Source organism: Aphanizomenon sp. CS-733/32, assembly GCF_028330045.1.
In the GTDB taxonomy this organism is placed as follows: Bacteria; Cyanobacteriota; Cyanobacteriia; order Cyanobacteriales; family Nostocaceae; genus Dolichospermum; species Dolichospermum gracile.
Genome location: NZ_JAQMSE010000075.1, coordinates 1 through 16,172, shown reverse-complemented (window position 1 = coordinate 16,172; position 16,172 = coordinate 1). Strand labels below are relative to the sequence as shown.

Below are 16,172 nucleotides of genomic sequence, written 5' to 3'. Positions count from 1 at the left end.
TTGCTTTTGCTGTTCAATAATATCTAGTTCAGATGCGGAAATTGCTTTCATAATTCTCGTCATACTATCAAGAGCGCGATAAGTATCATCTGTGGAAAACCTTGATTGATGCGCCCATTTATTTCTCACGTCAATTAACTCACTGACTAAAGCACGTTCAGCATTACTGAGTTTTTTCTTGAAAACATTATCCCACTGCTTGATAATTAATTTTAGTAGAGCTGAAACATCTTCTTGTAAAGTGTCTTCTAAATTTCGTCTAAGTGTTTGATCCTCAGATATACAAGATTTTGCAACTTCTAACCAACGATCACCATGCACTATTCGCATTTCTTTTTCTACATAGGAATATAATCCTTGAGATAGAGTAGCTAAAGCTCTATTAATTCGCTCGTGATTACTAATGGCCATTGAACTTTGAAATAAAATTATACAAATATATATAATTTTACTATTGTTAATAATATATTGTCTATATCAAAATTCGTAAAATCACCTAAGATTAATTAGCAGATTGTTTAAGTAAGTACAATATATCTTATTTTGTCTTGATTAAGTATATAGTAGTGAGTAAAGTACACATACAATAATATTAAGATGTGTGTTTTATTTATCTACAAAATACTAAGAAATAAATTTCAACTTAGATATAGTAAAATACAATAATATATAAAAAGACTAAATTTTAAACCAATGCCAGCTAAAGATATTTTTCATGATGCTGTGAGGAAAGGATTAGAAAAAGAGGGTTGGGTAATCACGGATGATCCTTTGAGGATTGAAGTTGGTGATGTGGAAATGTATATTGATCTTGGGGCTGAGGAAATTCTAGCTGCTGAAAGAACTGGAGAAAAAATAGCAGTGGAAATTAAGAGTTTCACTGGTACATCTAGTATTTCTCAATTTCATACAGCAGTTGGACAGTTTTTTAATTATCGTTTTGCATTAGAACAAAAAGAATCAGAAAGAGTTTTATATTTGGCTGTTCCTTTGGGTGTTTATCACGCTTTCTTTCAATTGCAATTTATCAAAACAGTTGTCGAACATTATCAACTTAAAATCATTGTTTATGATCCGATTCAGGAGGCAATTGTAGAATGGAAAAACTAAAGCAATATCAAAATTATGTTCAACAAGTTATCAGAGAGTATGCTCAAATAGGTTCAAAGAAAGATGAGATTGAGCAACAACTGATTTTTGATCCTGTTGGTAATCATTATCAGTTAATGTATGTTGGTTGGAAAAACAGACGCAGACAGCATGGCTGTGTTTTACATCTTGATATTAAAAACGACAAGATTTGGATACAACATGATGGAACGGAAATTGGTATAGCAGATGAATTGGTTAAATTAGGTGTACCAAAAGAAGATATTGTTTTAGCTTTTCATGAGCCTTTGATGAGACAATACACAGGTTTTGCAGTGGGTTAATTGCAATTTCAGATCCCCGACTTCTTAAAGAAGTCGGGGATCTAACTATCTAACTACTTAGTCCAAGCAGGATGAGACAATAAGGAAGACATGACTCGCACTCCACGTAGTTGATTAGAGAGGGGTAAATGACCTCTAGGAGCGCTTAAATTCCAGGTGAATCCGTTGGGGTATCTTGTCCAGTTGTTACCATCCTTCCAGCCAATTTTTGGCCACAGGTTGACCCAATTTTTACTTAAACCTAACCAAATTTCGCGCTGTACGGAAAAGCCAAATTTGCCTTCTGAGTGAACTACCCAGAGTTGATTGATGGTGCGTAAGTCTTGAATGGGGAAATTTTCTACTTCTGTAAAGTACAGCCATTTTCTCTGTACTGCTTGGGGACCTGCGGCTTCACACATCTTTTGAATTGTCAAAAGATCCGCTGCTTGGAAGTCTTGATTGGCAAGTAACTTTTGCAAAGAATTGTAACTGATCCCACAGTCCGATTTTAGAGGTACAATTCCTTCAGGAAAGTTAGTTTGTAGAAATTCTTGATCTGCCGGTGCATTAGTATTATAGATGACTTGGTAGACTTTACCATCAATCCAAGTTGCTGGGGTATCACGACGTTTCAGCAAAAATTCCTTCAACACATCTAACCCATCATTACCCAAGTCAGCTAACTGCGGGATGATTTGTTGTTGGACTTTTTCGGACCCAGCGATTAACTTTTGGCGGAGGGAGTCGAGATCATTTGTAGTGCCTGATACAATCATTGGGTCTGTCATGCTGTTACTCGTGTTAGCGTGAGCGTGAATAAACTATCTATTGCTATCGGTCATTCTACAAAATGAAGGACGAATAGCGAAAAGTAGTTTACAGAGATCTTGGGTGAATCTGGAAAGCCTTTGAGTGCTTATCTAAAAAAGTCACTCTCGGTGGCTGATGCGAAATCCTAACTAACAATACTTTATCAGCTAAGGGGTCAGAGAATCCAGGGGTTACGGTAATTATGACTTCTAACTCCTGCGGGCGGGGAAACCCCATTGGGCGGGGAAACCCCATTGGGCGGGGAAACCCCATTGGGCGGGGAAACCCCGCCCCTACTCGGTGAATTTCTTCTATTTGGAATGTGTGAATTATGTACGAAAAGATTACTCCTCCCACCACTGGTGCGAAAATTACCTTCAAAAATGGTGAACCGGTTGTTCCTGAAAACCCGATTATTCCTTTTATTCGCGGTGATGGTACGGGGATAGATATTTGGCCGGCGACGGAAAAGGTGCTGGATGCAGCGATCGCTAAGGCATACAAAGGTAAAAGAAAAATTAGCTGGTTTCGGGTTTATGCTGGTGATGAAGCCTGTGATCTATACGGAACATACCAGTATTTGCCCCAGGATACATTGACGGCGATTAAAGAATATGGCATAGCCATTAAGGGTCCTTTGACTACTCCTGTTGGTGGGGGGATTCGGTCTTTAAATGTGGCATTACGCCAAATTTTTGATCTTTATACGTGTGTGCGTCCTTGCCGATATTACGCTGGAACACCTTCTCCCCACAAAACTCCTGAAAAATTGGATGTGATTGTTTATCGGGAAAATACGGAAGATATTTATTTGGGGATTGAGTGGAAGCAAGGTAGTTCCATTGGCGATCGCCTGATAAAATTCTTGAATGAGGAATTGATACCCGCCACCCCAGAACATGGTAAAAAGCAAATTCCTCTAGATGCTGGTATCGGTATTAAACCTATCAGCAAAACCGGTTCTCAGCGTTTGGTGAGACGTGCAATTAAACACGCTTTGTTATTGCCCAAAAATAAGCAACAAGTCACCTTGGTGCATAAAGGCAATATCATGAAATACACAGAAGGCGCTTTCCGGGATTGGGGTTATGAATTAGCAACCAGCGAATTTCGTCAAGAGTGCGTGACAGAACGGGAATCTTGGATTTTGGGTAATAAGGAAAAAAATCCCCATATTTCTTCAGAAGAAAATGCCCATGAAATTGATCCTGGTTTTGATTCTTTGACTCCAGAGAAAAAAGCGCAAATTGTCAAGGAAGTGGAAATGGTTCTGAATACAATTTGGGACAGTCACGGAAATGGTAAATGGAAAGAGAAAATCATGGTCAATGATCGCATTGCTGATAGTATCTTCCAACAAATTCAAACTCGACCAGATGAGTATTCTATTCTGGCGACAATGAACCTGAACGGTGATTATTTATCCGATGCTGCTGCTGCTATTGTTGGCGGTTTAGGTATGGGTCCAGGGGCAAATATTGGCGATTCCTGTGCGATTTTTGAAGCTACTCATGGGACAGCACCAAAACACGCGGGCTTAGACAGAATTAACCCCGGTTCGGTGATTCTTTCCGGTGTGATGATGCTGGAATATATGGGTTGGCAAGAAGCCGCAGATTTAATTAAAAAAGGCTTAGGTGATGCGATCGCTAATGGTCAAGTTACTTATGACTTAGCGCGGTTAATGGAACCACCTGTACAACCATTAAAGTGTTCTGAATTTGCTGAGGCGATTATCAAACATTTCGGTTAATTTCCGGTATTTAGATCCCCGATTTCTTAAATAAGTCGGGGATATTGTAATTTGATTGGGATATAAGTTATTTGTATGGTATTTTTGGAAGAAAGAACTTTCTCAATTATTAGGGTCTATTCTCATTATTATTGAGAATTTTATCAATAATTTAACGATTTTTGGTGATTTCAGCCAGGGGGCTTGACAGTGTTCCGAGTTTTGGGTACGATGATGTTATGTCTAGAAATCTGTCTGCGCATATATAGCGGGTTGAAAATTCTTTAAATCAGGATTAAAGGTCAATACCTTGTCCATTTTCTGCTTTGTTGGGTTGCGCTGTCGCTTAACCCAACGCATTTGTTGGATTTCATGCTATTGCTTCGCGAACGTTTACGTTCCACAACCCAACCTTGTATCTTAGAGGTATTGCTACAAATACCTGCTTTCCCATCTCGGGAATGCCCACATGATTTTCTCACCATTTCTTGTATTAGTGCGGTTTGTTACAAAATTATCACAGTGAGGAATACCTCACCTCTTTGATGGGCATACACACCAGAAAATAATTTGCAAGCTCTGTTAACAATCTGTTATGTTTATTCACATAAGGTTACAAAAGTAAAAAACGAGGTTCTCGAATGGCTATTTTAATTTCTCTATTGGTTGTTGGCTGGGTAGCAGTTTCCGTTATCGGTTCTCTCGCTTACTTCATGGGTGAACAAAGCAAACCCATTCACGAACGTAACTGGGCTTCTGACAAATTTGCAGCTTTGGCTAAATCTATTACTGGAGTAGATATAGACTATACCCAACGCACACCCGCCTATGCTATTGATGCCTACAACAGCCGTAATTTACCCCAATAGTATTTAGTAGCAATTTGACAAGATGTATATAAAAATAACCCCCAGTCACAATTATGGGGGTTTTGCTTTTTTTAGATCCGGTAAATGAAGTCCGAAATTTAAACCAAAAAAATGGCTACTGCTACGCTATCAAGTGTCACACTGGTTTTACTTCTTCGTTCTTCTTCCTTCTTTCTCACTCCTGACTCCTGACTCCTGACTCCTGCTGTAATTAAAATGCTGGACGATAAACGCGATAATTGATATTGGGGAAAATATTATCCATTGATTCGACTTTTTCCAGCCAACCACTATCAACTTTACCCACTTTCACATCTTCATATAGTTTATTAAACCGCATTAAATGTGACCTTGTTCTTCTCACTGCATAGGGAACCATTGTTCCTGTCCGCATAATAAACGCCCAGTCAGAAGATTGTGCTAGTAACAATTCTCGCGCGGCTTGGTTAAGTGCTTTTTCCTGTAACTCATCTTCCGCTTCAATTTGAGAAATTTCAATCATCCGTTCCGCAGCTTTGTGTAAGTGTGGGTAAACCCAAGCATTGGTATCATTCAACCAATATTCATGGAAACCCTTAAAGCCCCAACTCGACTGAGCCGGACGACATACCTGCTGATTCGGATTAGCTCGTAGATAATCGGCTAAATGGGTCATTTCATAAGTTTTTTGGTCATACCATGACTTCCGAAACAGGTAATCAATGAACCAAGGACCTTCATACCACCAATGACCAAACAACTCCGCATCATAGGGAGAAACAATAATTGGTGACCGACCCATCATATTGTGTAAATGCCCAGTTTGCTGCTCACGATTATACATGAAGTTGGCAGCATGTTCTGCCGCTTTTTCCCTTGCCCAGTAAGGATCATATAGAGCTTTATCCGCAAGACCTAAGCCACGTCCAGTAATTTTATGATATTTAATGCCAGTATTTTTACGCTGACCATTAGGCATGATATAGGGCTTAATATATTCATATTCAGCTTCCCAACCCAGGTCTTTATAAAATTCCCGATATTCGGCTGCACCAGGATAACCTACCTCAGAAGACCATACTTGCTGAGAAGATTCATGATCTCGACCAAAAGCCGCTACACCAGGTTCTGTAAAAATTGGGGCATAACTACCGAAACGAGGACGGGGACGAGCGTATAAAATACCATGACCATCAGTGAGGAAATAACGTAAACCAGCATCCGCCAGCATTCTTTCCACGCCTTCATAATAGGCACATTCTGGCAACCAAATCCCTCTAGGGGGTTGTCCAAAAGTTTCTTCGTAATGTTCACAAGCTACCTGAATTTGCGCCCACACAGCTTGGGGATACATTTTCATTAATGGTAAGTAGCCGTGAGTAGCACCGCAGGTAATAATTTCTAAGTTATTACTATCTTGGAACTGTTTAAATGCTGTAACTAAATCACCGTCATAATGTTCCCATAACTCCCGCGCTTCATTAAACTCAGTTGCATAATGTTCTGCTAAATATCGAATATGACCATTATGGACATTGCGTTCGGATTCTAGTTCTATAAGCTCTTCCAATTGAGCTAAGTGAGCATCATAGCGTTCCTGCAACAAAGGATCACGAAGCATAGAAATCAAAGGCGGAGTCATACTCATGGTGAGTTTAAAATCAACTCCGTCTCGTTTTAATCCCTCAAATACTTTTAATAAAGGAATGTAAGTTTCAGTAATTGCTTCATATAGCCATTCTTCTTCTAGCACATAGTCACTTCCGGGGTGACGAACGAAGGGCAGATGTGCATGAAGTACAAGCGCGACGTAGCCTATAGCCATAATATTTTTCTGTGTGGTATTTGCAGGTTACAGACAAAAAAGTCTGTGTGGGGAAATTAAGAATATTTTAAGACTATATGGATCATTTTATTAGAAGTCAGGAGTTCAGGAGTTCCGAGTTTCTCCTTCAGAGACGCTACGCGAACGGAGTTCGGAGAAAGAAGGAGTCAGGAGGAAGAAAGAAGATAGAAATTTCTCCTGTAACCTGTCACCTGTAACCTGTCACCTGTCACCTGTCACCTGTCACCTTCTTCCTCACTATCTTGATACAAATTCTGCAAGTCCTGTAATTGAGTTTTACGGGAAATTCGGCGGTATTTTTTACTTTCCAGCTTGGGTTCGTACTGACTTTGACCTTTACCTTTAGATATTAATTTCAGACTTGATTCGGGGTCGGCTTGTTGGTTAAGATGGGTTTGATGAGCGATCGCATCATCCAAAAATTCTAAATAATGCTGATATCGTTCCCAGTCGCCACTCACAGCACAGTCTGGTTCATCTTTATGGATACAATCACTAAAGCGACAATGAGCCGCAGCTAGGCGAACTCTTGCTTCTGGGAAATAGTGAATTAATTCTTCGGGACTACAATCTAAATCTGGTTGATTAAAACCGGGAGTATCTGCTAATAATCCACCTTTAGGCAGTTCAAATAATTCTACATGACGGGTAGTATGGCGACCGCGGGCTAATTTACCGGAAACTTCCCCCACTCGCAGGTTGATATCAGGAATCAAACTATTAATCAAGCTGGATTTCCCCACACCAGAAGGTCCAGCAATCACAGTAATTTTATCCTGCAAATATTCAGCTATTTGGTCAATATTAATGCTATTTTGAACGCTAATAAATAAAGGTTGATAACCCCAAGCAAATAAGCGATCGCTTATTTGCTGTTTTTCTGCTGGAGAAACTAAATCAGATTTATTCAAACATAACAGCACATCAACCCCTGTAGACTCAGCCTTAATTAAAAATCTACTCAATTGAATAGGTTCTAACGGCGGGTCAGCCACTGCAAAAACCAGGAGAATTTGATTGACATTAGCGATCGCTGGGCGATTTAATTGACTATGACGCGGTAAAACCTCACCCACAGCCCCCCGTCCCCCAGCCCAATCGGGTTCTTCAACAACTACGCGATCGCCCACCATCACCTGCTGACCAATCTTTTTTAAGCGCGTCCTTCTTGTGCAGAGGAGAATAGTGGAAGAAGGTGACAGGTAACAGGGAACAGGTGACAGCGAAGAAGGTGACAGGTAACAGGGAACAGGTGACAGCGAAGAAGGGGAAGAAGAACGTTCTACTATTATTTCTGAACTCCTGACTTCTTCTACTTCATCCATCTGTACTCGATAAAAATTCGCCTGTACAGCTAACACCGTACCCAATAACTGTTTAGTAGAAATATTTTCCCCTGTCATGCCACAGCAACCGGACGACGGATAACCAGGGAAAAATAGCCAGTACAATCTGTAATTTGTTCCACTTGATAACCAGCCATTGTTAGACTATCAGGAACTTGTTCTATCGGTTCACCCGGATCTAACCAGACTTCCAACAAATCGCCAGGAGGCATCTTTTCCAGAAATAGTTTTGTCCGCACAAAATTAATCGGGCAAGGAGTACCACGTAAATCGAGTTGAGCGTCAGGGGTGAATACAGAAGACCCACTCATGATTTAAATAAGCCTCCTAAGAATCCTTCTAAACCACCCTTACCAGTTCTGTCTCCCTTAATTTTAGCCAGTTTCTCCAGTAGTTCTCGCTCCTCTGGGATGATTTTCGTAGGAATATCAATTAACACCGTCAACAGATGATCACCGCGACTCACAGGATTACCCAGACGGGGAACACCACGATTTTCTAATTTCATGATTGTATTCGGTTGAGTTCCAGCGGGAATAATTAATTCCACCAGTCCATCTACCGTATTTACCTCTAACCGACAACCTAAAATCGCTTGCAAGTAGCTAATTTTAATTTCCGAGTTAATATTAATGCCCTCACGATGAAATTCTTCATCTTCATTGACAAACAAATAAACGTATAAATCACCTGGAGGACCGTTCCGTTGACCCGCATCTCCCTCCTGGGAAATCCGTAGTCTTGTGCCATTGTCCACACCAGCAGGAACATTAATTTTCAGTTTCTTTGTTACCTGATTTGCGCCCTTACCATCACAAGCATCACATTTATCTTCCACCACCGTTCCTGTGCCATCACAGGTGGGACAAGTTGATACTTGGGTAAAGCTACCAAAAGGAGTTCTCGTTACCCGTCTAACTTGACCGGAACCGCTACAGGTGCTACAAGTCCGGGGACGAGTTCCTGATTTAGCCCCAGAACCACTACAAACTTCACAGGTTTCTAAATGGGAAATCCGAATTTCCTTTTCTCCACCAAATACCGCTTCCCGAAAATCTAATTTCAGGTCTAAGCGCAGATCATCGCCTCGGACTGGTCCACTGCGCCGTCTCTGTTGGGGTTGTCCACCTGGACCGCCGGCAAAGCCGCTGAAAATGCTTTCAAAGATATCGGCAAAACCACCCATGTCACCCATATCTTGGAAACCAGCCCCAGCCCCAGCAGCACCAGAAACACCTGCTTCACCAAAGCGGTCGTAACGAGCGCGAACTTCTGGCTCGGATAGCACTTCGTAAGCGCGGTTAATTTCCTTAAATCGTTCCTCAGCCCCAGATTCTTTATTTACATCTGGGTGATACTTTCGGGCTAGGCGGCGATAAGCCTGTTTAATCTCTTCTTTGTCGGCGTCACGAGAGACACCCAGGGTTTCATAATAGTCTCGGGCCATATAGCAAGGTTAAAATTTAGAAGGGAGCAGAAGTACAGAAGATACTAGCCAATAGGTTCAAGGTAACACTTTAACAAGAATACAGACATTTAGGAGTGCAAATAGCGTGGATTAGCGTTAGTCATGCTCTTTTTTAATTTTTGTGAATAATTATTATTTTTTGGCGTTATTGTCCACAACAATGATTTTAGCCTATACCTGCGGTGTTTGCTTAAGCGTCTGGAAAAAAAAGAGTAAATCTATCCATATTAATCCTAGACCTGGTTTTTGTCTGGGACTTTTCTGCTGTTCATAAGCACAACTTGTATCAAGTCATAGCATTTATTGCTGATGATACTTTTGATTAACTTTTTATTATTGTGCTATTGAAGTGTGGAAAAACCCACCCATTGATTATAGGTACTAACCGTCCTCTTAAATGTGGAAAACCCAACCTATACTTTTGGTTATGTATATGGTATTACTCTATGGCTCTGTTGAGCAGATATTTAGCAGGTTGACAAATTTCTTGACAAAAGACATGAAATCTGCTAATAATTGTAATTTGTGGAAACTTTACCCTTTAATATAATCTCTTGGCTAACGTCATTGTCATAGGTGCCCAGTGGGGCGATGAAGGAAAAGGTAAAATAACTGACTTACTCAGCCGCTCCGCAGACGTGGTGGTACGTTATCAAGGGGGAGTTAACGCTGGGCATACAATCGTAGTCCAAGGTCAGACGTTTAAGCTGCACTTAATCCCCTCTGGTATTTTGTATCCAAAAACTGAATGTATCATTGGCTGTGGCACAGTCATAGATCCACAGGTTTTGATCAAAGAACTCGAACAACTAGAACAATTAAATATTTCTACGGCTAATCTGCTGATATCTCAGACGGCTCATGTCACCATGCCCTATCATCGCATGATTGACAAGGCATCCGAGGAAGTTCGGGGAAATCATAAAATCGGCACAACAGGTAGAGGCATTGGTCCGACCTACGCGGATAAATCAGAACGTACAGGCATCAGGATGTTAGACCTGATGGACACCGATGGCCTGCGTGAGCAGTTGGAACGGACGATAAACTATAAAAATACCATTTTAGAAAAGCTGTACAATCTACCGCCCTTGAATCCACAAGCAGTGATTGAGGAGTATTTAGGTTATGCAGAACGCTTGCGTCCTTTTGTCGTTGATACATCGTTGAAAATCTACGATGCAGTTTTACGGCGACGAAATATTTTGTTTGAAGGCGCACAAGGGACATTACTTGACCTGGATCATGGAACTTATCCCTACGTCACATCCTCCAACCCAGTCGCTGGGGGGGCTTGCGTTGGTAGTGGATTAGGTCCGACAATGATAGATCGGGTAATTGGTGTATCCAAAGCGTATACTACAAGAGTGGGAGAAGGTCCATTCCCCACAGAACTAAATGGCGAAATTGGGAACTTGCTAGGCGATCGCGGTGCAGAATTTGGCACAACTACAGGGCGTAAACGTCGCTGTGGTTGGTTTGATGCGGTTATCGGGCGTTATGCAGTCCGTATTAATGGGATGGATTGTATGGCGCTTACCAAACTAGATGTTCTCGATGAACTAGAGGAAATCAATGTTTGTGTGGCTTATGAAATTGATGGTGAACGCTGCGAAGACTTCCCCACCAGCGCTCGTCAGTTCGCTCGTTGTCGTCCCATCTACAAAACTGTACCGGGGTGGCAAGTTTCAACAAGTCACTGTCGTACCCTGGAAGAGTTACCACAAAAAGCACTGGACTATCTGAAATTCTTAGCAGAATTAATGAAAGTGCCGATCGCAATTGTTTCCTTGGGAGCAAGTCGTGATCAAACTATTATTGTTGAAGACCCTATTCACGGTCCCAAACGCGCACTGTTACAACCCAACGGTACACCTGTTTAGTCATTGGTCATTGGTCATTGGTCATTGGTCATTGGTCATTGGTCATTGGTCATTGGTTAGTAGCAAAATAACTGACAACAGACAACAGACAACGAATAACTAACAATCAACAAATTAACAAATTATATGGCGATCGCACTCGAATCTAAACCCCGTCCCGAAGGTAGCAAACCCAGAGCTTTGCGCCGTTCAGGCTTAATTCCCGCCAACTTGTATGGTCACAAAGGAATTGAATCAATTGCTCTAGTTCTTGACGCTAAAGTTGTAGAACGCTTGCTCAAGCAAGTTACCCCCAACAAAACCGAAATAGAACTCAGCATTCCTGAATTAGAGTGGACTGGTACAACCGTAATCCGCGAACTTCAGATCCACCCAGCCAAAGGCACACCTTATCACCTAAGTTTTTTTGCTGGCGCTAAAGGCTAAAATTCAGGTAATACAGCAGGAGTCAGATTGTGTACCTCCTAGGGACGCAACCTGCTGTAACAAAGAAGGGAACCAGGGTTAGCCCTGGTTTTTTTGTGGAAAAATTATTTATAGTAGGGAACGGGGAACAGGGAACAACCTGAGTTTACCAATTACCAATTACCAATAAAAATGACAGAAACCAATCTCCCGAATTTAATCTTACAAATGTTACAACCAGGATTTTATCCTCATCCCGTAACAGAACCAATTCAACTAATTCAAACTCATATTTCCTATGTCCTCCTCACCGGGGATTATGCTTACAAACTCAAAAAACCAGCCAACTTTGGTTTTTTAGACTTTTCCACTTTAGAAAAACGACACCATTTTTGTCAAAAAGAACTGCGACTAAATCAAAGAGGTGCAGCTGAATTATATTTAGAAGTTCTCCCCGTAACCTTAGTAGGTGAACAATACCATTTAGGTGGCACAGGAGAAGCCGTAGAATATGCAGTAAAGATGCGTCAATTTCCCCAAGAAACCCTATTTAGTGAACTTTTTGCCAGTGGAAACTTGCCAGAAAGTCACTTAGAAGAATTGGGACGAGTTGTAGCTGAATATCATGCAAACACCGAAACAAACGATTATATTCGCAGTTTTGGAGAAGTCTCCCAAGTCCGATTAGCAATTGATGAGAATTATCAACAAGCCAAAAAATATATTAGTGGTCCTCAAACCAAAGAACAATTTGAAGAAACAAAACAATATACAGACAACTTCTTTCTCCAACATCCAGAACTATTTAAAAGCAGAATTGACAATAACTATATTCGTGAATGTCACGGCGATTTGCACCTCAGAAATATTGCTCTTTGGCATGACAAAATTATGCTATTTGATTGTATAGAATTCAATGAGCCTTTCCGCTTTGTGGATGTCATGTATGACGTAGCATTTACAGTCATGGATATTGAAGCCAGAGGACGGAAAGACTTAGGAAATGCCTTTTTAAATACCTACGTAGAGCAAACTGGAGACTGGGAAGGTTTACAGGTATTACCTTTATACTTAAGCCGTCAAGCCTATGTGCGAGCTAAGGTAAGTTCTTTCTTATTAGATGATCCTAACATCCCGGCTGGGGTCAAAGAAGAATCTGTAAAAACCGCATCTGCATATTATCGTCAAGCCTGGGAATATACTAAACCCCAACAGGGAAAACTGATTTTAATGTCGGGTTTATCTGGTGCTGGTAAAAGTACCACAGCTAAATATTTGGCGCGGAAACTCAACGCAGTTCATCTCCGTTCTGATGCTGTGCGTAAGCATTTAGCGGGAATTCCCCTCTTAGAAAAAGGTGGGGATGAAATCTACACACCAGAAATGACCCAAAAAACCTATAGCCGATTATTAGCATTAGGAATTATCCTGGCTAATCAAGGTTGGTCTGTGATTTTAGATGCCAAATATGATCGCCAGGATTTACGGGAAGCAGCTATTTCTCAAGCTACACAGCATCAATTACCTGTACATATTATCAACTGTACCGCACCGTTAGAAGTTGTCACAGAACGACTCCTGAACCGTACTGGTGATATTGCTGATGCAACCGCTGATTTATTAGCATCCCAAATCAAGCAATCTCAACCATTTACAAATCTCGAACAACCTTATATAACAGTTGTGGATACAACTCAACCGCTAGACACGCAATTATCAAAACTGATTTAATTTTTGTCTAGTTAACTTAGGGTTTAGCATTGCGCTTTACCCTAACAAAATTACAGTTTTCTCGTTTTCTCCTGACTCCTGGGCGGGGAAACCCCGCCCCTACTCCTGATTCCTAATATTATGGCACCAAAAAATAATCTACTAGGCAATATTTTCTCTTCCTCACCTAACTTTCTTTCTCAACTGTTATTTGGATTATTTTTATTTATTATCTCCAGAATTGCTAATGCTTCAGTTCCTCTCAGTCTATTCATAGCCATTATGGGTGGTGTCACCTTGGGGTGGTTCACATCTGTTAATGATAGTAATTCTGAACCTGCTACTGTCGCCTCTAATGATGGCATTGATGCTGGATTAAAATATTGGTTGTTTTTTATGATGGGCTGCCTTTTCCTCGGTTATTCAGCCCCTATGAGTATTATATTCGGTGCGATCGCTGGAGTTGGTGGAGGTTGGATTATTGGTTGGTGGAGAAGTGAGGAGGCCTTACAAACACAATTATCAGAGGAGATTGTGGAAGAAATAAATCCAGAACAGCCGAGTGAAAGAAGTGCAAAAAGACGCAAAAGAAAACCTACTCGGCGCTTCCGTCGGGACTCTGCAACTTTCAATTTTCGCTTTTGGGAAAAGTAATTAACAATTGATAATTAGGATTATAAAATTAAATTGTCTGATAGCGAAGCGTGGCGTTAGCCATTTCAGACAAAAAAATATTATACAATAATTTCACCGTCTTGCGATTTGTCCAGTAATCTGTGGTGTAGATTGACAAAAATAAATCTTCAATGACAACGCGACACAAAAAATGATAAGGTTAAGACCTTTAAAATACCTTATCGTTTATCAGTATGTCAGTCTCTATCACTATCTCTCAACTAGTTGAAGTTCTTATAGCTGAACCTGTGAATGTATCTGTATCTAGTTTAGCTCAGTTGGCTATTGGGATACAAACAGATACCCGCATTTTGCAACCAGGGGAAGTGTTTTTGGCTTTGCGAGGAGAAAAGTTTGACGGACATGATTTTGTACCCACAGCGATCGCTCAAGGAGCTATAGTTGCAATAGTTGATCGTCATTACGAAAATGCCGGTTTTCCGGTTTTGCGGGTTAAAGATACTTTAAAGGCATATCAACAAATTGCTAAATGGTGGCGCGAAAGCTTTGCTATTCCTGTCATTGGCATCACAGGTTCAGTCGGGAAAACCACAACTAAAGAATTAATTGCCGCAGTTTTAGCCACAAAAGGCAAAGTTCATAAAACCTACGGGAATTTTAATAATGAAATAGGTGTTCCCAGAACCCTGTTAGAAATGGGTAGAGAAAATGACTTTGCTGTGATCGAAATGGCGATGCGAGGCAGGGGACAAATTGCCGAATTGACAGAAATTGCTAAACCGACAATTGGGGTAATTACTAATGTAGGCACGGCGCATATTGAGTTACTTGGTTCAGAACAAGCCATTGCAGAAGCTAAATGTGAATTATTAGCAACCATGCCCAATGATAGTATTGCTATTCTTAATTATGATAATCCATTATTAATGGAAACGGCAGCGAGGTTCTGGCAGGGTAAAGTTATCAGTTATGGTTTTTCCGGTGGCGATATTCAAGGAATATTAACTGATAATCAAACTGTAGAAGTTGCCGGAAAGAATCTACCTTTACCTTTACCCGGTCGTCATAATGCTACTAATTTTTTAGCAGCTTTAGCAGTAGCCAAGGTATTAAAAATTGATTGGCAATTATTACAATCTGGTATTAAGGTAAATATGCCGACAGGTAGAAGTCAACGCTTCACTTTAGCTAATGATGTGGTGATTTTAGATGAAACCTATAATGCCGCCCCAGAAGCCATGTTAGCAGCTTTGCAGTTGTTAGCAGACACACCCGGAAAGCGAAAAATTGCGGTTTTAGGGGCAATGAAAGAACTAGGAGAAAGATCCCCAGAACTTCATCGAAAAGTTGGAGAAATGGTCAAAAATTTGCATCTGGATAGTTTATTGGTATTAGTTGATGGTCAAGATGCGGAAATTATTGCTAATAGTGCTGATAATATATCTTGCGAATGTTTCACAAATCATGCTGATTTGGTAACAAGATTAAAAACATTTATGCAAACAGGCGATCGCCTATTATTCAAAGCCGCCCATTCGGTGGGATTAGATCGAGTTGTTAACCAATTACGGGCAGAAATCACCAATTAAAAAGAGTTGAAAATTGTATTTTCAATATGTTGTCTATTTGCTATAGTTTAGACAAAACGAACTTAATTAAGTCGGCATTTTCTCGGAAATATAATCCATAGAAAACCACACTCTTTTGTAGAGATGTTGCATGGGACATCTCTAAGTAGGTTGGCGTTGAAAATTGTCGTTATAGCAAGGCAAGAGGTAACAGTAAAGAAGTTTCCAGCGATTTTACGGTAACTGTTCACAGTTTGATTTTATTGTGTTCACCTACTTACTATAGGACTCCTATTTGATTTTTGATAGCTTGCGTGGCGTAGCCATACAAGACTCAGTAGGTATCGGTTCTGTCTTTCTTCCAGTTAAGAGGATGTTTGAAAAGTTTCCGGCGATTAGAAATCGCTACTACACAAACAAAGTCCACCTGCGTGGACTAACGAAAAATCAAGGCTTTTGAACCCACGAAGGTGGGTTTCGTCTGTGTAGCTGCGACTTCTAGTCG

The 16,172-nt window shown here is 40.7% G+C and carries 14 protein-coding genes and 1 pseudogene; 9 read left to right on the top strand and 6 right to left on the bottom strand.

The genetic code is table 11. The features are described 5' to 3' along the window. Nucleotides 1-96: 96 nt before the first annotated feature. Nucleotides 97-330, bottom strand: a pseudogene (locus tag PN471_RS23415) (Swt1 family HEPN domain-containing protein); the annotation flags it as partial. 363 nt (nt 331-693) lie between these two features. On the opposite strand from PN471_RS23415, the gene PN471_RS05940 reads away from it, so the two are divergent. Both PN471_RS05940 and PN471_RS05935 read left to right on the top strand, forming a co-directional pair. Then, nucleotides 694-1,110 carry a XisH family protein gene (locus PN471_RS05940; RefSeq protein WP_271776054.1) on the top strand — a complete coding sequence of 139 codons (417 nt, stop codon included), beginning with the start codon at nt 694-696 and terminating at the stop codon, nt 1,108-1,110. Then, nucleotides 1,098-1,433 (top strand): XisI protein, encoded by a 336-nt coding sequence (locus PN471_RS05935; RefSeq protein WP_271776053.1) that lies wholly within the window; start codon nt 1,098-1,100, stop codon nt 1,431-1,433. The genes PN471_RS05940 and PN471_RS05935 overlap by 13 nt, the downstream gene beginning before the upstream one ends. 53 nt (nt 1,434-1,486) lie before the next feature. On the opposite strand, the gene PN471_RS05930 is transcribed toward PN471_RS05935, so the two are convergent. Continuing rightward, a complete protein-coding gene (locus PN471_RS05930; protein WP_271776052.1) occupies nt 1,487-2,203 on the bottom strand; it encodes a GUN4 domain-containing protein in 717 nt (238 codons plus the stop codon). 353 nt (nt 2,204-2,556) lie between these two features. Between PN471_RS05930 and PN471_RS05925 the strand changes: the two genes are divergently transcribed. Then, nucleotides 2,557-3,978, top strand: coding sequence for an NADP-dependent isocitrate dehydrogenase (locus tag PN471_RS05925; RefSeq protein WP_271776051.1), 1,422 nt, complete (start codon nt 2,557-2,559; stop codon nt 3,976-3,978). Nucleotides 3,979-4,598: 620 nt separating this feature from the next. Next, on the top strand, nt 4,599-4,826 hold the full coding sequence (locus tag PN471_RS05920; protein WP_193895468.1) for a photosystem II protein, Psb35-related: 228 nt from the start codon (nt 4,599-4,601) through the stop codon (nt 4,824-4,826). A 211-nt stretch (nt 4,827-5,037) separates the two neighbouring features. On the opposite strand, the gene PN471_RS05915 is transcribed toward PN471_RS05920, so the two are convergent. The 4 genes from PN471_RS05915 to dnaJ form a co-directional block, all read right to left on the bottom strand. Continuing rightward, the gene (locus PN471_RS05915) at nt 5,038-6,630 is read right to left on the bottom strand and encodes a glycoside hydrolase family 57 protein (protein WP_271776050.1); all 1,593 of its coding nucleotides are present in this window, start codon (nt 6,628-6,630) and stop codon (nt 5,038-5,040) included. Between the two features lie 236 nt (nt 6,631-6,866). Continuing rightward, a complete protein-coding gene (gene rsgA / locus PN471_RS05910; protein WP_271776049.1) occupies nt 6,867-8,054 on the bottom strand; it encodes a small ribosomal subunit biogenesis GTPase RsgA in 1,188 nt (395 codons plus the stop codon). Further along, nucleotides 8,051-8,308 (bottom strand): sulfurtransferase TusA family protein, encoded by a 258-nt coding sequence (locus PN471_RS05905; protein WP_271776048.1) that lies wholly within the window; start codon nt 8,306-8,308, stop codon nt 8,051-8,053. The genes rsgA and PN471_RS05905 overlap by 4 nt, the downstream gene beginning before the upstream one ends. Next, entirely contained in the window at nt 8,305-9,444 is a 1,140-nt protein-coding gene (dnaJ, locus tag PN471_RS05900) for a molecular chaperone DnaJ (RefSeq protein WP_193895460.1), read from the bottom strand. The genes PN471_RS05905 and dnaJ overlap by 4 nt, the downstream gene beginning before the upstream one ends. Before the next feature lie 575 nt (nt 9,445-10,019). On the opposite strand from dnaJ, the gene PN471_RS05895 reads away from it, so the two are divergent. The 5 genes from PN471_RS05895 to PN471_RS05875 all read left to right on the top strand — a co-directional run bounded on the left by PN471_RS05895 (nt 10,020) and on the right by PN471_RS05875 (nt 15,688). Then, entirely contained in the window at nt 10,020-11,348 is a 1,329-nt protein-coding gene (locus PN471_RS05895; RefSeq protein WP_271776047.1) for an adenylosuccinate synthase, read from the top strand. Nucleotides 11,349-11,474: 126 nt separating this feature from the next. Further along, nucleotides 11,475-11,774: a 50S ribosomal protein L25 gene (rplY, locus tag PN471_RS05890; RefSeq protein WP_039204609.1), complete on the top strand. Its 300-nt coding sequence runs from the start codon at nt 11,475-11,477 to the stop codon at nt 11,772-11,774. A gap of 171 nt (nt 11,775-11,945) precedes the next feature. After that, nucleotides 11,946-13,484, top strand: coding sequence for a bifunctional aminoglycoside phosphotransferase/ATP-binding protein (locus PN471_RS05885; protein WP_271776046.1), 1,539 nt, complete (start codon nt 11,946-11,948; stop codon nt 13,482-13,484). Nucleotides 13,485-13,604: 120 nt separating this feature from the next. Beyond that, nucleotides 13,605-14,117 (top strand): hypothetical protein, encoded by a 513-nt coding sequence (locus PN471_RS05880; protein ID WP_271776045.1) that lies wholly within the window; start codon nt 13,605-13,607, stop codon nt 14,115-14,117. Between the two features lie 215 nt (nt 14,118-14,332). Beyond that, entirely contained in the window at nt 14,333-15,688 is a 1,356-nt protein-coding gene (locus PN471_RS05875; protein WP_271776044.1) for a UDP-N-acetylmuramoyl-tripeptide--D-alanyl-D-alanine ligase, read from the top strand. The last annotated feature ends 484 nt before the right edge of the window (nt 15,689-16,172 follow it).